We start from the raw sequence: 19852 nt of genomic DNA on the forward strand, positions 1-19852 counted from the left end.
GTCCAGCATCGGGCCTTTCCCGCGGAAATCCGTCATTTCCGCTGCGCCGTGCACATTTTCTGCACCGGAACTGCGCCAATTATTGATCGTCGGCACGCACCGGTCTGCGTCGGGAAGCCGCATTCTTCCCTGACATTCAGGGAGATAGATTGATGGGTTCCTCTGCCATGCCGCCGCCTTTGCCCTTGCTCGCGCGCTTTCGCTGGAAGCTGGCGGTCGCCTTGACGATCGTCGGGATCGGGGACTGGCTGTTCTACCAACGGCATCTCCATGGCGGCTATCTGGGGCTGTTCGCACTCGCCGTGCTGAGCGCGCTGCTGGCCGGGCGGCCCGTGCTGCGGCGCGACCGGAGGGCCTTGCTGGCAATGGCCGCGGCGGCGCTGTTCGCGCTGGCCCTGCTCCATGATGCGAGCCTGCTGGCCTGGGTGCTGTTCTGGGTAGCGGCCGGCATGGCCGCGCTGATCCCAGCGACGGCGCGCTTCGATGACGGATGGCGCTGGTTCCAGCGGCTGATCTGGCTGGGGCTGCGGGCGCCATTCGGGCCGTTGATCGATCTGAAGCGCCTGTTGAAGCTGCGCGCGGCGGGGCGGACCGGGCGCTGGAGCCTGCACGCGGCGCTCGGCACATTGGCTTTGCCGCTGATGGGCAGCGTTGTGATCCTGACGCTCTTTTCGGCCGCCAATCCGCTGATCGAGCAATTCTTCTCCTCGCTGCTGCTGCCGGAACCGTCGCCCGAACTGATCGTGCGGCTGGCCTTCTGGGGGCTGCTGTTCGCGGCGATCTGGGGCCTGCTGCGGCCGCGCCTGGCGCTGCGCCTGCTGCCGACATTCGACGGCAGGCACGACCGGCATCTGCCCGGCGTGTCGGTCGCTTCGGTGACGCTGTCGCTGGTCGTCTTCAACCTGATCTTCGCGCTTCAGAACCTGATGGACATCGCCTGGCTCTGGGGCTGGGCGCCGATGCCCGGCGGCATGACCATGGCGGACTATGCCCATCGGGGCGCCTATCCGCTGATCGCGACCGCATTGCTGGCCGCCCTGTTCGTGCTGGTGACGCTGCGGCCGGGATCGGAAACCGCGCGCATGGGGACGATCCGGCGACTGGTGATGCTGTGGATCGGGCAGAATGTCTTCCTGGTCGCCTCATCCATGTTGCGCACGGCGGATTATATCGAGGCCTATTCCCTTACCCGCCTGCGGATCGCCGCGCTGGTCTGGATGGCCCTGGTCGGCTTCGGGCTGGCCGCGATCTGCTGGAGGCTGCTGCGGGAGCGGAGCGCGTCCTGGCTGATCAACGTCAATCTGGCGGCGGCGGGGCTGCTACTGACCGTCATCTGCTTCGTCGATCTGGGGGCGGTGGCGGCCGAATGGAATGTACGCCATGCGCGGGAGGTCGGCGGACGCGGCGTGGCGCTGGACCTCTGCTATCTGGGCGAGCTTGGGGACTCGGCCCTCCTGCCCCTGCTCTCGCTGGAACGGCGACCCGGTTTGCAACCGGAATTCCGGGAGCGGGTGCAGGCGGTGAGGCTGCGGCTTCAGGCCAGGCTGGAGGCGGAACTGGATCAGCGCTGGACCTGGGCCGGGCAAGGACGGCTGGAGCAGGCGCGGGCGATTGCGGCGGATGCCGCACCCGCGCCCCTGAAATCGGGACCCAGGGACTGCGCCGGCAGGCTGGTCCCGCCGCCATCGCCCGTCAGCCATGTGGCCCCCGATGCGGTTCCTGCGTTGACAGCGGAGACGGGGAAATGATCCTATGCCCCATGCCCAGCACGATCCTGATCGTCGACGACGATCCCCATATCCGCCAGTTGCTCGTCTTCGCCTTCGGCAAGGCGGGGCTGGAGACGATCGAGGCAAGCGACGGCGAGGCCGCATTGGCCGAGGTCGAACGGCACGCGCCGGACCTCGTCATCCTCGACATCAACATGCCGCGCATGGATGGGCTGGAGGTCTGCCGCAGGCTGAGGGCGCATAATGACGTTCCGATCTTCTTCCTCTCCTCCCGCGATGACGAGATCGACCGGGTGCTGGGCATAGAGCTTGGCGGCGACGATTATGTGGTGAAGCCCTTTTCCCCTCGGGAAGTGGTGGCGCGATCCATGGCGATCCTGCGCCGCACATTGGCCCGGCCGCCGGCGGTGGAGGCGATCGGCACGATCCGGCATGGGCGGCTCGCCCTCGACACGGAAAGCTGGTCGGCGCATTGGGGCGCGGAGGAGGTCAGCCTGACCGTGACGGAGTTCACCATATTGCGCACCCTGCTGGCCATGCCCGCGCGCATCTTTTCCCGCGACCAGATCATCGACCGGTTTCGCGGGCCGGGCTTTGCGCTGACCGACCGGACGGTGGACAGTCATATCCGCAACCTGCGGCGTAAATTCGCGGATGTCGGCGGCTTCGACATCATCGAGACGCGGGCCGGCATCGGCTATCGGCTGGGCGGGTGCAGCGGGACGGCGCCGCCTGCATGATCGCAGGGCTGAAGGGGTGGATAGCCCGGCATTGGCCTGTGCTGCGTTTGCGCACGATCCTGCTGGGCACCCTGCTGTTCGTGGCGGCGCTGCCGGGTTTCGGGGCGATCTTCCTGCGGGTCTATGAAAATGCGCTTGTTCGCCGGACGGAGGCGGAGCTTGTGGCGCAGGGCGCTGCGCTGGCGGCGAGCGCGGCGGTGGTGGGCAGGGGCATGGCCGCCGATCCCGCCCTGCCCGCCACGCCCGTGCGCTATCATGACCGGATGACGGAGGTGGACCTACGCTCCTCCCCCATCCTGCCGCCGCGTCCCCGTGCAGCCCCGACGCGGGACCGGCCGGATGCGGCCGCCCTGGCGCTTGCGCGGCGGATGATGCCCGCCTTTGCCGAAACCAAGGTCACGACGCTGTCCTCGATCCTGATGCTCGACCGGCGCGGCGTGGTGCTGAACGGCCGGGAAGGCGGACGGAGTCTCGCCGCGCTGCCAGAGATCCGGGCGGCGCTGGGCGGCAGGGCCGTGACGGTGCTGCGGGAAAATGAAGGGACGGCCACCCGTTATCCGCTGGAATGGCTGAGCCGGGCGGCAAGCATCCGCCTGCATCATGCCCGGCCCATCCGCGTCGACGGCAAGCCGATGGGCGTGCTGCTGGTGTCGCGTTCGCCGCGTGCGCTGTTCCTGGGGCTGTACGAGGATCGCGGCAAGATCGCCCTGGGCGTGGCGGCGATCTTCCTGCTGCTGGTGCTGCTGTCGGCCATATTGTCGCGCGCCATCGTCCGCCCGATCGAAAGCCTGAGCCGCGCCACCCGCGACCTGGCGCTGGGCCGCCGGGTCGCGCCGCGTCACCCCTCGCTGCAGGTGGTCGAAATCAGGGCGCTTTATCGGGATTTCGAGCAGATGGCGGAGAGCTTGGAAAAGCGTTCCCGCTATCTGCGCGACTTCGCCTCTTCGGTCAGCCATGAATTCAAGACGCCGCTGGCCGGCATTTCCGGCGCGATCGAGCTGTTGCAGGACCATGGGGCGGACATGGCGGCGGCCGACCGGCAACGGTTCCTCACCAATATGGCGGCCGACGCCCAGCGGCTGTCCCGGCTTGTCCGGCGGCTGATGGAACTGGCGCGCGCCGACGTGCTGGTGGGCGAAAGCGACGCGCGCACGGACGCCGCGCCGCTGCTGGTGTCGGTGGCGGATGCGCTGACGGCGGAGGATTTCGTCATCGACCTGCATCTGCCCGAGGTCTTCCCCCCACTGATCGTGGATGCAGCGGCATTGGAAGCCGTGCTGACGACGATAGCGGAAAATGCGCGGCAGGCGGGCGCATCGCGGCTGGACATCGTGGGCGCCTTGCAGGATCGCCTGGCATGGATCGACTTTGCCGACAACGGCCCCGGCATTCCGCCGGGGGACCGGCAGCGCATCTTCGACCTGTTCTTCACCAGCAAGAGGGAAGACGGCGGAACGGGCCTTGGCCTCGCCATAGCCCGGTCGCTGCTCGACGCCTATCATGGCGAGCTTCACCTGCTTCCTTCGGAACAGGGCGCTCGCTTCAGACTTGTGATCGCCATCGCGCCATAGGCCGCATGCATGAAGGCGCAACGCCGCCCATGCCGCGCATGTGCCCTCATCTCGATGGACGATGCCTCCTCCCGGACGTCGCCCGGTTGCGCCGCGCATGCCGGCGCTCTAGCCTGGGGCGGAACATCAATCCCTGAAAGCGTGCCTGTTGCCGATGCCTCCTGCTGCCTTGCGTTATGTCGTTCCGCTGATTGCCCTTCTGCCATGCTCCGTCCTCGCCTTGCCTGCCAGCGCGCCGAAACCGGGCCAAACCCGCGTGGCGATCGAAACCTCGCTCGGCACCATCATCGTGGCGACGGACGATCGCCGGGCACCGATAACCTCCGCCAATTTCCTGACCTATGTCGATGACGGCCGGTTCGACGGCGTCACCTTCTATCGCGCGGCGCGGCGCAAGAGCGATCCGAAGCTGGGGCTGATCCAGGGCGGCATCGATACCGATGCGCGCCGTTCGCTGCCGCCGATCCGCCATGAGCCGACGACGCGGACGGGGATCAGGCATCTGGACGCAACGCTGTCCATGGCGCGGCCTAACCGCGCCAATTCCGCGATGGGCAATTTCTTCATCACCATAGGGCCGACGCCGAACATGGACGCGCGGGGCGATTATATCGGCTATGCCGCCTTCGGCCATGTCGTCGCGGGCATGGATGTGGTGAAGCGCATCCTCGCCGTGCCGACCTGCTGCGGATCGGGCCCGATGCGCGGTCAGATGATCGTCAAGCCGGTCAGGATCATCCGTGCGAAGCGGCTCGACGGCAAGCCGCATCCGACCCGCGGGGTGAAGCCGTGGCTGCTAGGCCTCAAGCGGAAGATTTAGCGCCTTCCCGGCAGACAGAATCATCTGCTGCCTTGGAATCCGTTCCGGGCGGCGGCCCACCGGCCCGGCTTGCGCAAATCGCTTGGGGACGGCAATGCTGCGCCCCGCCCGATGATTGCCGCTGGACTGGGGAACGGCGCCATGGGCATGCGGTCAGTCGCTCATGTCCGGATCACGCCCCTGACGCCTGTCGAGCCATCGCATGGCGGGTGTGACGGTTAGGCCGTGGAGCAGGATCGACATGAGTGCGGTCAGGCCGATGATCGCCCACAGGCGGCTGGCCTCTCCCACCTTCATCTGGTTCAGACCATAGGCCAGATAGTAGAAAGATCCGACGCCCCTTATGCCGAAGAAGGCGATGGTCAGCTTTTCGACCCGATCCGCCCTGAAGCCGGCCAGACCCGCAAGACCCGTCACCGGACGAACGATGAACAGGATCAGCAGCACCAGCACGATGTCGGACGGGCGCAACGGCGACAGGAGACCGCCGATCAGCGCGCCGCCGAAGAGAAGCAGGAGAGCCATCATCGAAAGGCGCTCCACCTGTTCGGTAAGGTCATGCATCTGCACGTTGAACGCATGGTCGCGATGCGACGCGCGCAGGGTCAGCGCCGTCACGAAAACGGCCAGGAAGCCATAGCAGTTGAGGATTTCGGTCAGGCCATAGGACAGGAAGGTGGCGGCTATGGCGATCAGGCCGTCTCCGGTCCGGGCAAGTTTCGTCTCGGCCGGAATGTGGAAGGTCAGCCATCCGAACAGCTTTCCCACGGCCCAGCCGCCGCCCACGCCGACGACGATCTCCCACAGCACGTTCAGGCCAAGCCATTTTCCGAACCATGGCTCCCCCATATTCCCCGTCAGGGCGAGCGCGATGGCGAGGTGGACGAAGGGAAAGGCAAGGCCGTCGTTTAGGCCTGCCTCCGATGTCAGGCCGAAGCGGACTTCATCTTCCTCGCCCGTGCGCGGCGGGCCGACCTGGACATCGGCGGCCAGCACCGGGTCGGTGGGGGCGAGGCTGGCGGCCAGCAGCAGGGCGATGGCCCAGGGAAGACCGAGCAGCACGCCCCCCAACAGCGTGATGAGCGCGATGCCCAGCGGCATGGTGATGGCGAGCAGCCGCCAGGTCACCATCCAGCGCCGCCAGTCGAACGGCCGGTCCAGCTTCAGTCCCGCGCCCATCAGGGCGATGATCACGACCAGTTCGGTAAAATGTTCGGTCACATCCGGATATTCCAGCGGCGACGGCCGGAATTCGATGCCGGGGATGCAGAATATCGCGGCGCCGATCAGGATGCAGACGATGGGCAGCGACAGCGGCAGCTTCCTCAAGGCCAGCGGCAGCCATGCGACCAGGACTATCAGCAGCCCCGCGCCCGTCAGGACCAGAATATAGGGTTCGGGCGCGGTGAACGGCATTTCCATGGGAGGGCAACGCGCCGCCGCGGCCGGCGTTGCCGCGACATGGCCCGGCGGTCCGCCCCTTCGTCCCGGAAGGTCAGCTTGCCGCGGCCAGCGCCCGGTCGATGTCGACCAATATGTCGTCGATATGCTCTATCCCGATGGAAAGCCGCACATAGCCGGGCGACACGCCGGTCGCCATCTGCTCCGCTTCGTTCAACTGCGAATGGGTCGTGGACGCTGGATGGATCGCCAGGCTGCGCGCGTCGCCGATATTGGCGACATGATAGAAAAGCTCCAGCGCATCGATGAAGCGGCGACCAGCCTCCATGCCGCCGGCAAGCTCGAACCCGACGAGCCCGCCCTTGCCTCCGGTCAGATAATGCTCCGCAAGGGCCCGGGCGCGGCCATCCTGTTGCGAGGGGTGGATGACCCTGGTCACGGCGGGGTGGCGCGCCAGATGTTCGGCCACCCTGACCGCATTGGCGCAATGCCGTTCCATCCGCAGCGCCACGGTCTCGATACCCTGGATCAGCTGAAACGCATTGAAGGGGGACAATGCCGCGCCCAGGTCGCGGAGCAGGATGACCCGCGCCCGCAGGATATAGGCGATCGGGCCCAGGGGCTTTGCCGCCTCTGCCCATATCGCGCCATGGTAGGAAGGATCGGGCGTGTTCAGCAGCGGCTGTCGTTCGGGATGAGCGGCCCAGTCGAAATTCCCGCCATCGACGATCAGGCCGCCGATCGACGTGCCATGTCCGCCAAGATATTTCGTCGCGGAATAGACGATAATGGCCGCGCCGTGATCCAGTGGGCGGCACAGCAGCGGAGCGGCCGTGTTGTCCATGATGAGCGGGATGCCCCGTTCCCGGCCGATGGCGGCGACCTCCGCGATCGGGAACACCTCCAGCTTGGGATTGGGCAGGGTTTCGGCATAGTAGGCGCGCGTGCGATCGTCGGTCGCCCGCCGGAAATCTTCCGGATCGGCCGGATCGACGAAGCGCACTTCGATCCCCTGGTCCTTCAGCGTGTTCGCGAACAGATTATAGGTGCCGCCATAGAGCGCCGTCGAACTGACGATATTGTCGCCGGCCCGCGCCAGATTCTGGATCGCATAGGCCGACGCCGCCTGTCCCGACGCCACGGCCAGCGCGGCGGCGCCTCCCTCCAGCGCCGCGACGCGCTTTTCCAGCACATCGGTGGTCGGATTCATGATCCGCGTGTAGATATTGCCCATTTCCTGCAGCGCGAAGAGCGAGGCCGCATGCTCCGCGTCGCGAAACTGATAGGATGTCGTCTGGTGGATCGGCACCGCGACGGAGCCCGTCGCTGGATCGGCCCGCCATCCCGCATGAACGGCAAGGGTTTCCGGATTCGGCTTGTTCGTGGACATTGGGGCTCCGCAGCATCGTTGATCCGGCGTCAGGGTGACGGTGCGGCCCGGCAAAAACAAGAGGCTGCATCACGCGCGGCGGTCAGGAGAGCCGGCCAGCTTCCCCTTCGGGCGCGCCGGCCGCGAAGCGCCGGTCATGCCATGGCCGCGGCTTCCCGCTCCCGCCTGAACCAGCGCGAAAGCAGGAACAGCACAGCGGCGATATAGAGGCCCGCGCCGGGAACCCACATCAGCAGCCCGGCAAGCTGCTGGTCCTCCAGCGGCGTCAATCCCCAAGCCAAGCTGCTGATGAAATGCGGGGAATAGACCGCCACGCTCGAAAAGGTCAGCAACGCGCCCAGCAGGCCCATCTGGAGCATGGTGGCCAGAAGAGCGGTCACCGCCAGAGGAAGCGGCGCGGCCATGACTCCACGCCACAGCGCCAGCGCGGTCAGCAGCAGGCTTCCCTGCATCGTCCAGTAGACGGCATGATCGGAAAGCGCGGCGGCATAGGCGCCGGGTATATGCCACGACCATAAAGCGGCCGCATGCAGGCAGGTCCATAAGGCCACGCCGCCCGCGGCTCGCCGCTCGGCAAAAGCCATGGCCAGCAAGGGGGCGGCAATCGATGTCAGGACGAGATGGTGCAGGGTCCGGGCCGAAAACAGGGCGGATGTCAATGCGCATAGGGGGGAGATGAACAGAAATGCGAGCAACAGGATCGCGGACAAGGACCGGCTTCTCCCGTCCGCGGACCGCAGCCGGAGACTCGCCATGATGGCAAGCCCGAACGCTGCCAGCAGCACCGGATCGAAGTTCCAGCGGGTCAGCAGGTCCACGGGCGCCGGCGCGGGGCCGCAATAGGGTATCCAGCCTGATCCCGGCTCCACGCGCTGCCTCCGTGCGAAAGTGCGGATTGCCCTTTAACCGCTCGCTCCGGGGCTGGTTCCCGGACGCGGCATCGTGCATCGCGCGGCTGCGCTATCGTCGCAGCAGGACGCTGCCGACCTTGTCTCCATTGGACCGCCGCATCACGCAATGGGACGGCTGGTGCTGCTGGATGGCGTTCAGGATCGCGGCGGCATTCCCCCGCGACACGGGGGACCAGAATGGCGGCGTGGTGAAGGAAATCTCCAGATTCTCGGCGGCAGCGCGTTTGACGATCGAGCGAATCAGGGCGTTCTTATGGTCCGACATTCATGTCCCCCCAGCGATGTTCATGCGCCCGTCATGCGGCTTTGCCCGCATTTTGATGGTTAATTCCATTAACTGGCCACAAACGGCAGGCCGGCCATTTTGTTCCGCACCTGCGAAGAAAATTCTTTCGGCGATGTTTGCGGGGAACAGGGCAGCGCGGGCAACCCGCGCATTCGGCCTTCACCATAGCACGCCATCGACCGGTTCCACCGGGGCGGGCGGCGGCAGATCGATCGACTGACACAGGTCCGCTTCGATCACCGTCGTGATGCTGTCGAGCGGCAGGTCATGGACGCTGTTGCCGAAAGGATCGACCAGATCGTCCCCGATCTGGAGCACCGCCAGATACATGAAGCCGGCGACCGCCGATCCGATCGGCGTCGCCGCGCCCAGCGTCTCCACCAGCCCGATCGGCAGCAGGATGCAGAAAAGCCGGGTGAAGAATTGCGGGAAGGCACGATATTGGGCAGGTAGCGGAGTATTCTTGATCCGCTCCATGCCGCCCTGCGCATTGGCCATGTCCACCAGCACGGCTTCGATCCGGCCTTGCTGGATAGTGTCGATCCATCCCCGCCGCACCAGACCGGCGACACGGCGTCCGCTGCCCTCCAGCAGGCCGTTGGCGGGATTGCGCCGGGCCAGTTCCGGATGATCGCCCGGGCCCAATATGCGGTGGATGTCCCCGCCCGTTTCCAGCCGCCGCAACTGCCGGCGCAGCGTGTGGACATAGGCCACCTGGCGCAGCACCAGTTCACGTCCCAAGGCCTGCGCCTCCTCCCCTTCGGGCAGGAAGGCCAGCACCGCGCGGGCGAAGCTGCGCGACGCATTGACCATCGCGCCCCACAATATGCGCGCTTCCCACCAGCGCTGATAGGCCGAATTGACCCGCACGCCGAGCACCAGCGCAAGCGCCGTGCCGAAGATGGTAAGCGGCAGGGCGGGAGCCCTGAACGGCGAGATGAAGTAGAAGATGGTGACGGCCAGGTCCCAGAAGAAGAGCGCGACCAGCACGCTCCAGGCTCGCTCGAAACCCTGACGGATACGTGGGGCGGTACCGATGATCATGAGAGGTTACGAAACGGCACCGTCATGTTCGTCCAGCTTCAGCCAGGCGTTGCGCAATGCAAGGCTGCCGAATATGCCGACGGCTTTCAGCGTCGTGGCTTCCAGGGTCGGCACGCCATCGAGAAGCGCCAGGACAAGGCAGCCCAGGCCCAGGAGCATGGCGGCATAGATGGGCAGCGCCTCCAGGTCGTTCCATCCGATGGGGGCAAGGGCGTCGGCGCGGGAAAGCCGGATCGGCGGCATGACGGAAACTCCTCTTCCAGATGCAGGGATTTCCGCGAAAATGATGCGTTGCGAAAGGCGCGGTCAACGCTTCCCGCGCCGTGCAACCCAGTCTTGCGTCAGGGTGAAACGAGCAAGAAACGCTAACAGTCCGGGCTTATTTCAGAGACGCGGCAATGAAAACATACGGTCTTGCAACCCGACTTCCGTTGCATCGCACCATGCCGGGCCTAGCCTGTCCCCATGCCTGATCGCTTTGCCGAGATCGAATCCTTCGTGACGATCGCCCAATCCAACAACCTGTCGGAGGCTGCGCGGCGTCTGGGCCTGTCGCTGGCCGCGACCAGCCGCCGCCTGTCCCAACTGGAACAGCGGCTGGGGGTGCTGCTCGTCCGCCGCAACAGCCGGCATTTCAGCCTGACGGACGAAGGATCGCTACTGTATGAACGGGCAGGCCACGCCTTGACCGCGATCGAGGAGGCGGAAACCGATCTGATGCGCCGGTCGACGGAGGCGAGCGGCACGCTGCGCATCGTCACGACCATCGACGCGGGGCGCGCGCGCCTGGCGCCGCTGTTCCACGAATATGCGCTGCTGCATCCCGACGTCACCCTGCATCTGGAAACGTCGGATCAGCCAGCGACCAGCATGATCGGCAGCGGGCACGACATCGCCATCTGCTTCGATCCGCCAGCCGACAGCGCACTGATGATGAAGCGGCTGGCGGACAATCCCCGGCTGCTCTGCGCCGCCCCCGCCTATCTCGACCGGCGCGGGCGCCCGTCGCGGACAGCCGATCTCGCAGGACACAACAAGATCGTCGTGGGCGCGTCGCAGGGCGAGCTGTGGCGAAGGATCATGGGTGGCGCGGCAGGATGGCGGCTGACGCTGAACACCAATGATGCCGAACTGGCGCGCGCCTGGGCGCTGGAGGGGTCGGGCATCGGCATCAAGTCGCTGTGGGATGTGCGGGAGGATCTGGAGAACGGCCGGCTGGAGCCGGTGCTGCCCGACCTGTCGCTGCCGCCCTCGACCATCGCGGCGCTCTATCTGCCGGGGCAGTTGAATTCACCCAAGGTCCGCTCGTGCCTCAACTTTCTCGCACGCCGCCTGCGCGGATCATGACGCCTTCTCCGTCGATCCCGCCTTTCATCGATGGGATCGAACGGGCAGGACGCCCCTATTTCACCGCCTCCTCCCGCTCCCGCGCGAGCCGCGTCGCCAGCAGTCGGCGTGACCGCCCGGCATAGCGGCGGCAGGCGCCGGGCGAGCCGTCATACCGCCCAGGACCGGCATTGTCCGGATGCGCGGCAATCAATATGTCGCACTTCAACATGCCCATGCGCCTGTAGCTGACAGCAAAACCTCTGACGATCGCGGCGCTGGAAGGCGCGGTAAAGCGGTAATCGTGGGCCGACACCGGGTTGAGGCTGGACGCGAAGACGATCTCCTTGCACGCCCTGCCCTCACAGGCGTTCCAGCTCCACGTCATGCTGCCCATCGTATGGCCGGGCGTCGCATGCGCCTTGATGGATATGCGGCCCAGCCTCAGGACTTCTCCGTCATCCATGATGCGCAGCCGCGACACCGCCGGCCAGGTGCCGCCATAATCGAATTGCGGATCGTCCTTCGCAAGTGCGCCGGCCCGCAGGCCCTCGGCGGCGCGCCGGCTGGCCACCACCGTGGCGCGGGTGGCGCGCGCCAGGGCCGCGAAGCCGCCGGCATGATCATAATGCGGCTCGGTACTCAGAATAAATTTGATGTCTTTGGGATCGAACGCCAGCTTGCGGACATGCCTCAGGATCATCGGCGCCGCCTGCGGGAGCGCACCGTCGATCAGGACGAGGCCCGCCCCCGTGTCGATCAGCACGACGCTCAGGCCGCCGAAACCCACCAGATAGCTGCTGCCGAAAATCTTCTCCGGCGGCAGAGGCGCAAGCCACTCCCCGGCTCTTTCCACCGCCATCGGGCGGGTCAAGGGGTCGTCCGCAGGCAAGGGCGCATGGGGTTCCGTCCTGACAGGGGCTGACGCGGAACTCACCGCCAGCGATGCGGCCATGGCCATCGATGCGATCATCTTCATCTCCCTTCCCTGCCGGGATGCCGATGGATGCTTTCGCGCACAAAGCATGATTTCTCGACAAAGCCATGAGAATAATTGATGACGGGCCATGGATCGCGCCCAACTTCCCCTGAACGCCCTGCGCGCCTTCGAAGCGGCGGCGCGCCACCTTAATTTCACCCGCGCGGCGATCGAGCTTTGCGTCAGCCAGGGGGCGGTCAGTCATCATGTCGCGCAGCTTGAGCGCCGCCTTGGCGTCCGCCTCTTTCACCGCCTGCCGCGTGGGCTGGCGCTCACGGACGAGGGGCATGCGCTCGTGCCCGTGCTGGCGGAGGCGTTCGACCGCGTGGGCGCGACGCTCGACCAATATGCCGGCGGCCGCTTTCGCGAGATGTTGAAGGTCGGCGTCGTCGGCACGTTCGCGACCGGCTGGCTGTTGCCGCGACTGGACGCCTTTGCCCGCGCCCACCCCGCCATCGACCTCCGCATTTCGACCAACAACAATCGCGTCGACCTGGCGGGAGAAGCGCTGGATTTCGCCATTCGCTTCGGTGACGGCGCATGGCATGGCACCCATGCCGAACCCTTGTTCGAAGCACCGCTGACGCCGCTTTGCGCGCCGGCCATGGCGGCGCGGCTCAGCGCACCTGCAGACCTCATCCATGAACGCTTGTTGCGTTCCTACCGGCCGGACGAATGGGCGCTCTGGTTCGGGGCCGCGGGCGTTGCCGCCCCGCTTCTGCGCGGGCCCGTTTTCGACAGTTCGGCACTGATGGTCTCCGCCGCCATGGCCGGCCTGGGCGTGGCGCTGGCGCCGCCCGTCATGTTCATGCGCGAACTCGCCTCGGAACTGCTCGTCCAGCCCTTCCCGATCATGATCGACGCGGGCCGTTATTGGCTCACGCGCCTCATCTCCCGTCCTGAAAGCGACGCGATGCGGCGCTTCCGCGAATGGCTTGCGGACAGCGGCGGGGCAGAAGCGCCGACCGCGCCATAGCACCGGATTCCGGCCCGGACATGGAGCCTTGTCCACCCCATCGAAATCGTCCAGATTTCCGTCGAACCGATGGCGGAGAACAGATGATGGGCTTTCAGGCGGCGCTTCCGCGCATCCTTCGCGTCGGCGGCGGCGTGTCCGGCGAACTCGCCCCGCTATTGGCGACATTGGGGCTGTCGCGGCCGCTGATCGTCACAGACCGCTTCCTGAAGGACGGTGGGCGAGCGGATGTCCTGATGGACGAACTGCACAAGGCGGGAATGGCCGCCCGCATATTTGCCGACACCCTGCCCGAACCGACCGCCGCCTCCATCGAGGAGGCCCGCGCCTTTCTGGAGGAGGGCGATCATGACTGCGTCGTCGGCTTCGGCGGCGGAAGCCCGATCGACAGCGCGAAGGCGATCGCGGTGCTCGCCGTCCATGGCGGCGTCTGCCGCGACTATAAGGTGCCCCATGTCCAGGACGCGCCCGGCCTTCCCGTCATTGCGATACCCACGACGGCCGGCACCGGATCGGAAGCGACGCGCTTCACCATCGTCACGGATGAGACGACGGACGAAAAGATGCTGCTGGCCGGCCTCGCCTATCTGCCGACAGCCGCCCTGGTCGATTTCGAACTGACGCTGACGATGCCGCCGCGCCTGACCGCCGACACCGGGATCGACGCGCTGACCCATGCCATCGAAGCCTATGTGTCGCGCCGGGCCAATCCCTTTTCGGACAGCTTCGCGCTATCGGCCATGCGCGCCATCGCGCCGCATCTGCGACGCGTATGGGCGGACCCGGAAGACCGCCCCGCACGCGAGGCGATGATGTTCGGTTCGACCCAGGCCGGCATCGCCTTCTCCAACGCCAGCGTGGCGCTGGTTCATGGCATGAGCCGGCCGATCGGGGCGCATTTCCACGTGCCGCACGGCCTTTCCAATGCGATGCTGCTGCCGGCTGTCACCGCCTTTTCGGCGCCGGGCGCCCTTCGGCGCTATGCCGATTGCGCGCGGGCCATGGGCGTCGCCGCGGCGGAGGAGGGCGACCAGGGCGCCGTCGGCAAGCTGATCGAGGATCTGACCCGCATCAACGAGGAACTCCGCGTCCCCACGCCCGCCGCCTACGGCATAGACGCCGACAAATGGGACGCGCTGCTGCCGCTGATGGCGGAGCAGGCGCTCGCTTCCGGATCGCCCGGCAACAACCCCATCGTGCCGGACGCGGACGAAATCCAGGCGCTTTATCGCCAGGCCTGGGGGCCTTGATCCGGGGCCCGAGGCAGGTCGTAGCCATGCATGTCCCGATCCGGCACAACCCTATGTTAACCATCTTTAACCCTTAGCGCCGGGCGATCGGTCGCATAGGGTCGGCGCATGAAAAAGCTCGGCATTCTCTTCGCCGCCAGTGTTGCCGCCCTTGCGGCCTCGCCCGGCCTCGCTTCTCCCGTCGCGGGCACGGACGCGCTGCGCGAATGGAATCTGATAGTCCTTGGCAACCTCGATTCCTCTTCCGAAGTGGAAGGCAGAACCTTCGTGGGCGGCGACCTGACCGGCACGTCGTCCAATTATCAGATCGGCACGCCGACCGCCTCCCCCACCGGTCAGCCCGGCCTGACCGTGGTCGGCAACGTCACGGGCGGCGTCAAGAACCTGAACAACGGATCGGGCGCCGTCATCGGCGGCAATGTCGATAGCGGGTTCAACCTCAATGGCCCCAGCCAGACGGTGAAGGTCGGCGGAACGATCAACAACACCAACGTCAACCAGAATGTGGTGCAGTCCGGACTGGCCGGTTCGGACCCCGCCTTCATCGGCAACCTGACCGCCCAGGGAGCGACCCTGGCCGGCAGCATGAAACAATTGTCCGCGACCCTGTCGGGCCTTTCCCCGAACAGCCAGATGGACATCAGCGGCAATCGGGCGACCTTCAACGCGGCCCCCGATGCGGACGGGCTGGCGGTCTTTTCGATCACGGCGGCCGACCTCAATTCCATCGGGGAAATCGCCTTCCATCTGAATGGCGCGGATACGGCCATCGTCAATGTGAGCGGGGCGTCGATCAACCTGAACGACAATTTCCTGGGCGGCACCGCGGGACTGGGCGAACATGTCATCTGGAACTTTGGCGATGCGCAGAATCTGGACCTGACGACCAGTTGGGGCGGCTCCGTCCTGGCGCCGTGGGCGGCCGCCCATAGCAGCAATTACATTCAGGGATCGGCTGTGTTCGGCAGCCTCGATCAGGACGGGGAAATGCATCTGGGCACCTATAATGGCGGGTATAATCCGCCGGTGACGCCGCCCGGCGGCAGTTCGGGAGGAACGCCGGTTCCCGAAGGTCCGGCATGGCTGCTTTTCATCTTAGGGGCCGGTGCGCTGTTTTTCGCAAGGCGGCGGCGTCGTTCGGCAGCGGCCGGGGGAATGTAAGGCCGGCGTCTCCTGTCTTCGTCATTGCGTGGAAGCGATCTTTTGTTCAGTTTCGCGCCGGATGATGAAAGAAGATGATCGGCAGGACCGCCCCATGGCCCGACATATCGCGTTTCACCGCAAACATCCCATCGCCGCCACGCTGGTGACGCTGGCGCTGTCGGCAATCGGCCTGGGCGGCACTCTATGGGCCTGCGCCGACTCTTCCTGTTCACCCGGCTGGCAATTAGCTTCCCCCGATTATGATTGCGGCGGACGCGCGGCGATCAGCCCGGGCAACGATACGCGGATCAACATCCTGCTGCTCATGCGAAGCCTGAGGCCCGTGGACGGCCCTCGCCCAGGCGCGGCGACCGATGTGAACAATCCGCAATTCGGTGGAACCTTCATGACATGGCCCGGCCTGCGCGCCGCCTTCTGGCCGGAAGCTGCAAGGGACAGCCAGGGCGATGGCGCTGCAGCGAACGGCCATGCGACCGACTGCGCGGCTTCCGCTGAAGCCACGGCAGCCTTCAATGCCGCGCTTGCCGTCGAGACAGGCCTGCCGGAGGCGGAACGCACCGAACTGGCGCGGCTCCGCGCACAGACCGGTTGCGGCACGGCCGATTGGGGAAATGCCGCGATCTCCAGCAGGCCGGGCCGCAAATATCTATCCTATCTGAAAGCGGCAGAGGCCTTCCACAAGGGCGACTGGCAGGTTGCGCGAGACAGCTTCGTTCCATTGACCCGCGCCCGCAGCCAATGGGTCGCGGAAACAGCGAAATATATGCCGATCCGTATCGGCCTGCGCGCGGCGGTGGCCCAGGCGGTGGATGAATATGGCGATTTCGCTGGCCCCGAAAAGGTCGATCGCGCCGCGGTAGCGGAGGCGGGCAATGCCATCTCCGCTTATCTCAAGGCCTATCCCAGGGGCCGCTATGCCGCATCGGCCGAAGGGCTGATGCGCCGCGTGGCGTGGTTGAGCGGGGACATGGCGACGCTTGCCCGCAGCTATGAAAAGCTGCTGGCCACGGTGCCCGGCGACGATGAGGCAGCAGCCGATCTTGCAGAGGAGATCGACATCAAGCTGCTGGAACGTCACGATGCGAGCCGGATCATCGGCAGCCAGAACGGAACGCCGCTGCTGCTGGCCGTGGCCGACCTCAAGCAGATGCGGCGGCAAGGCGCCGATCCGGCCGTCCTGTCTGCCACCGAGCTGGCGGCGCAGAAGAGCCAGTTCACCGCCCATGCCGATCTTTACGGGCTGCTCCAGGCCAGCAGGCTCTATTATGCCGGGGACGATCCGAAGGCGATCCTGGCGCTGCTGCCCGATGCAGCGCGCAGCAGCCGCTTCACGCCGCTTGCTTTCAGCCGGCAGATGCTGCGCGGCATGGCTCTTGGTCGAACGCGCGATCCCAATGAGGCAGGGTTCTGGCGCGATCTGCTGCGTGGGGCGAACCCGCTTTATGAGCGGCCGTTGGTGGAAATGGGACTTGCTATCCGCTGGCAGCGCGATGGACGGCTGGAGCAGGTCTTCGCGCCCGGATCGCCTGTCACGGACAGCATGACCCGGGCGATTTTACTGCAAACCCTGGCAAGCCCATCCATCCTGCGTGCGGCGGCGAATGATGGCACGCGTCCAGTGCGCGAGCGGGACGTGGCGCGCTTCACCTTGCTCTACAAGGATTTGACGAGAGGCGCCTTTGGCGATTTCACCGGCGATCTTGCGCTGGTGCCCGCCAGCGCGGGAAGCGAGGGCGGGCTATGGGACTTCTCCCAGCAGGACATGATTCCGGTGGGGCTGTTCCGAAAGGGCAGATGGTCGGACGGCTTTCCTTGCCCCAGCATAGCGCAAACCGCCGCGACTCTCGCGCACGCTCCCGCCAATGCAAAGGCGCGGTTGTGTCTGGGCGATTTCTATCGGCTGAACGGTTTCGATGGCTTCAGCCTGTTCAAGGCAGGTGGCGACAGGGTCAGCCTCGGCAATGGGCCGGACGGCTTTTCCGGCCGCCCCCTCTCTCGCGCGGACATTTATGCCGCGATCATCGCGGACAAGGGAGCGGCGGCTGAAGACCGGGCCTATGCCCTGTATCGTGCCGTGATGTGCTATGCGCCGTCTGGCTTTAACGGTTGTACCGGGCCCTATCGCAGCTATGAGGAATTGGAGGCGGCGCAGGCACCTCAAGCCGATCGCAAGGCGTGGTTCACCGAGTTGAAGCAGCGCTATCCAGACAGCCGATGGGCAAAGTCCCTGCGTTATTATTGGTGAACATGCGTGCAAGCGGATGGTCGATGGCGTTGCTGGCGCTGCTGGCGTTGACCGGCTGTCGGCGCGAGAGGGAGGCGGAGCGTGTCGATCCGGCTGGTTATGAGGCATTCTATCTCTGGCCTGGCGTGCGTCCGGCAAAGCATGTCCGGGCGAAGATCCTCTACCTTCTTGACGGAGAGGTTCGGCGTAGGGGACCCGTCCGGCTGGAAAAGCTGCGCATGGGAATGCCCCGGTTGCCGGGCAAGAAGATCTGGCTGGTCGTCAGGGCCGATCGGCTGGATTGGAATGATGCTGTTTACGAGACGATCTTCGACGATCTGCATCGCTGGCGCGAGGCAGGCAATGAGGTTGTCGGACTCCAGGTCGATTTCGATGCCGCTACGCGCGGGATCGGCCGCTATGGCGACTTTCTGCGTGATTTGCGGCAACGCCTGCCCCGCCATTGGCGGCTGTCGATCACCGGCCTGATGGACTGGAGCGCCTATGGCGACCCGCGGGCCCTAGCAAGACTCGCCGGCCTGATCGATGAGGTTGTGGTCCAAACCTACCAGGGCCGCACCACCATCCCCGGCTATGAGGATTATTTTCGCCGGATGGAAAGCTTCCCCATTCCCTTCCGCGTGGCATTGATCGAGGGCGGAGCTTGGCAGGCACCGCCTATGCTATCGCGTCATCCGCAATTCAAAGGCTATGTGGTGTTCTTGCTATCCCGCAACAACTCTGACGGCCATTGATTCTCAACCGGTTCCTTCCAGGGACCAGCGCCATGGGTGATTTACCCAGGGTTGGAGGGTGGGTTTGAGGTATGATTTGGGCTGGTGGTTTGCCGGTTTGCCAGCGCGACCTGAGGGGGTGCGCTTGGGGGGCATTGCGCCTGGGCGCAGGAGATTGCGAATGGGTTATATGTGAAGCGCGAGCTATAATGCCTGGCGACGCCCTACTCTTCCGGGGCTTGAGCCACAGTACCATCGGCGCAGACTGGTTTCACGTCCGAGTTCGGGAAGGGATCGGGTGGGTCACAGACGCTATGGTCACCAAGCAATAGAGCTTGCGCTTCGGGTTTTAATCGGTGCCGTGCACTTGGGCGTTTCGGTTGAGAAACGCGTCATCAAATGAGTTGGTTTGTTTATCTGGCATGAGGTTGATCACCACGCTCGATGGCAGACGCTGGTTTGTGTCCAGTGTTGTCATTGATGGTGGGACTCTCAGGCGCGATCAGAGCAATTAGGACCGGTTAGCTCCATATGTTACCACACTTCTACATCCGGCCTATCAAGGTCGTGGTCTACGACCGCTCGAAGAAATCTTATCTTGAGGGAGGCTTCCCGCTTAGATGCTTTCAGCGGTTATCCCGTCCATGCATAGCTACCCTGCTGCGCCCTTGGCAGGACGACAGGTACACCAGAGGCATGTTCAACCCGGTCCTCTCGTACTAGGGTCAACTCCTCTCAAATTTCGACGCCCACGGCAGATAGGGACCAAACTGTCTCGCGACGTTCTGAACCCAGCTCACGTACCACTTTAATTGGCGAACAGCCAAACCCTTGGGACCTGCTCCAGCCCCAGGATGTGATGAGCCGACATCGAGGTGCCAAACGATTCCGTCGATATGAGCTCTTGGGAATCATCAGCCTGTTATCCCCGGCGTACCTTTTATCCGTTGAGCGATGGCCCTTCCACGAGGGACCACCGGATCACTATGACCGACTTTCGTCTCTGCTCGACTTGTCAGTCTCGCAGTCAGGCGGGCTTATGCCATTGCACTCTAACAGACGGTTTCCAACCGTCCTGAGCCCACCATCGCGCGCCTCCGTTACTCTTTAGGAGGCGACCGCCCCAGTCAAACTACCCGCCACAGAGGGTCCCTGCACCGGATGACGGTGCGAGGTTAGACATCAGAAAACAACAGGGTGGTATTTCACCTATGGCTCCACGCGGGCTGGCGCCCACGCTTCAAAGCCTCCCACCTATGCTACACAGTTCTTTCCTAATGCCACTCTGAAGCTGCAGTAAAGGTGC

The 19852-nt window shown here is 65.2% G+C and carries 17 protein-coding genes and 2 rRNA genes (1 of these 19 running past the window's edge); 10 read left to right on the top strand and 9 right to left on the bottom strand.

The annotated features are described in order from the left end of the window. The first annotated feature begins 152 nt into the window (after window positions 1–152). The 4 genes from TZ53_RS07160 to TZ53_RS07175 all read left to right on the top strand — a co-directional run bounded on the left by TZ53_RS07160 (window position 153) and on the right by TZ53_RS07175 (window position 4861). Window positions 153–1748, top strand: a complete 1596-nt coding sequence (locus TZ53_RS07160) for a DUF4153 domain-containing protein (RefSeq protein WP_044660866.1) — start codon at window positions 153–155, stop codon at window positions 1746–1748. Window positions 1749–1759: 11 nt separating this feature from the next. After that, window positions 1760–2470 carry a response regulator transcription factor gene (locus tag TZ53_RS07165; protein WP_052628153.1) on the top strand — a complete coding sequence of 237 codons (711 nt, stop codon included), beginning with the start codon at window positions 1760–1762 and terminating at the stop codon, window positions 2468–2470. Beyond that, the gene (locus TZ53_RS07170) at window positions 2467–4041 is read left to right on the top strand and encodes a sensor histidine kinase (RefSeq protein WP_044662925.1); all 1575 of its coding nucleotides are present in this window, start codon (window positions 2467–2469) and stop codon (window positions 4039–4041) included. The genes TZ53_RS07165 and TZ53_RS07170 overlap by 4 nt, the downstream gene beginning before the upstream one ends. Before the next feature lie 154 nt (window positions 4042–4195). Further along, window positions 4196–4861, top strand: coding sequence for a peptidylprolyl isomerase (locus TZ53_RS07175; RefSeq protein WP_044660868.1), 666 nt, complete (start codon window positions 4196–4198; stop codon window positions 4859–4861). A gap of 153 nt (window positions 4862–5014) precedes the next feature. Here the strand turns inward: TZ53_RS07175 and TZ53_RS07180 are convergent, their stop codons facing one another. The 6 genes from TZ53_RS07180 to TZ53_RS07205 form a co-directional block, all read right to left on the bottom strand. Beyond that, window positions 5015–6277 (bottom strand): cation:proton antiporter, encoded by a 1263-nt coding sequence (locus TZ53_RS07180; RefSeq protein WP_443216146.1) that lies wholly within the window; start codon window positions 6275–6277, stop codon window positions 5015–5017. A 79-nt stretch (window positions 6278–6356) separates the two neighbouring features. Next, entirely contained in the window at window positions 6357–7652 is a 1296-nt protein-coding gene (locus TZ53_RS07185) for an O-acetylhomoserine aminocarboxypropyltransferase/cysteine synthase family protein (RefSeq protein WP_044660870.1), read from the bottom strand. Between the two features lie 134 nt (window positions 7653–7786). Further along, a complete protein-coding gene (locus tag TZ53_RS07190; protein ID WP_044660871.1) occupies window positions 7787–8521 on the bottom strand; it encodes a cytochrome c oxidase assembly protein in 735 nt (244 codons plus the stop codon). Window positions 8522–8612: 91 nt separating this feature from the next. Further along, window positions 8613–8828, bottom strand: a complete 216-nt coding sequence (locus TZ53_RS07195; RefSeq protein ID WP_025546858.1) for a hypothetical protein — start codon at window positions 8826–8828, stop codon at window positions 8613–8615. Between the two features lie 180 nt (window positions 8829–9008). Then, window positions 9009–9893, bottom strand: a complete 885-nt coding sequence (locus tag TZ53_RS07200; protein WP_044660872.1) for a bestrophin family protein — start codon at window positions 9891–9893, stop codon at window positions 9009–9011. Window positions 9894–9899: 6 nt separating this feature from the next. After that, window positions 9900–10136, bottom strand: coding sequence for a hypothetical protein (locus tag TZ53_RS07205; protein ID WP_025546856.1), 237 nt, complete (start codon window positions 10134–10136; stop codon window positions 9900–9902). A 222-nt stretch (window positions 10137–10358) separates the two neighbouring features. Here TZ53_RS07205 and TZ53_RS07210 point away from each other — a divergent pair, with 222 nt between their 5' ends. After that, a complete protein-coding gene (locus TZ53_RS07210) occupies window positions 10359–11240 on the top strand; it encodes a LysR family transcriptional regulator (RefSeq protein ID WP_044660873.1) in 882 nt (293 codons plus the stop codon). A 55-nt stretch (window positions 11241–11295) separates the two neighbouring features. Here the strand turns inward: TZ53_RS07210 and bla are convergent, their stop codons facing one another. Further along, window positions 11296–12192 (bottom strand): subclass B3 metallo-beta-lactamase, encoded by an 897-nt coding sequence (bla, locus tag TZ53_RS07215; protein ID WP_044662926.1) that lies wholly within the window; start codon window positions 12190–12192, stop codon window positions 11296–11298. 94 nt (window positions 12193–12286) lie between these two features. Here bla and TZ53_RS07220 point away from each other — a divergent pair, with 94 nt between their 5' ends. The 5 genes from TZ53_RS07220 to TZ53_RS07240 all read left to right on the top strand — a co-directional run bounded on the left by TZ53_RS07220 (window position 12287) and on the right by TZ53_RS07240 (window position 18567). Next, window positions 12287–13174, top strand: a complete 888-nt coding sequence (locus tag TZ53_RS07220) for a LysR family transcriptional regulator (RefSeq protein ID WP_044660874.1) — start codon at window positions 12287–12289, stop codon at window positions 13172–13174. Between the two features lie 83 nt (window positions 13175–13257). Beyond that, complete coding sequence (locus tag TZ53_RS07225) at window positions 13258–14424, top strand: iron-containing alcohol dehydrogenase (protein ID WP_238320141.1); 1167 nt, start codon at window positions 13258–13260, stop codon at window positions 14422–14424. Between the two features lie 108 nt (window positions 14425–14532). Next, window positions 14533–15585 carry a choice-of-anchor A family protein gene (locus TZ53_RS07230; protein WP_044660875.1) on the top strand — a complete coding sequence of 351 codons (1053 nt, stop codon included), beginning with the start codon at window positions 14533–14535 and terminating at the stop codon, window positions 15583–15585. 94 nt (window positions 15586–15679) lie between these two features. After that, complete coding sequence (locus tag TZ53_RS07235) at window positions 15680–17833, top strand: hypothetical protein (RefSeq protein WP_044660876.1); 2154 nt, start codon at window positions 15680–15682, stop codon at window positions 17831–17833. Window positions 17834–17835: 2 nt separating this feature from the next. Then, on the top strand, window positions 17836–18567 hold the full coding sequence (locus TZ53_RS07240) for a DUF3142 domain-containing protein (RefSeq protein ID WP_084694344.1): 732 nt from the start codon (window positions 17836–17838) through the stop codon (window positions 18565–18567). A gap of 190 nt (window positions 18568–18757) precedes the next feature. Here TZ53_RS07240 and rrf read toward each other — a convergent pair. Together rrf and TZ53_RS07250 are read right to left on the bottom strand one after the other, a co-directional pair. After that, window positions 18758–18872: ribosomal RNA gene (gene rrf / locus TZ53_RS07245) — 5S ribosomal RNA — on the bottom strand. Window positions 18873–19037: 165 nt separating this feature from the next. Then, window positions 19038–19852 (bottom strand): 23S ribosomal RNA (locus TZ53_RS07250) (it continues 1980 nt past the right edge of the window).

This window comes from Sphingobium sp. YBL2 (genome assembly GCF_000943805.1).
GTDB classification, from domain to species: Bacteria; Pseudomonadota; Alphaproteobacteria; order Sphingomonadales; family Sphingomonadaceae; genus Sphingobium; species Sphingobium fuliginis.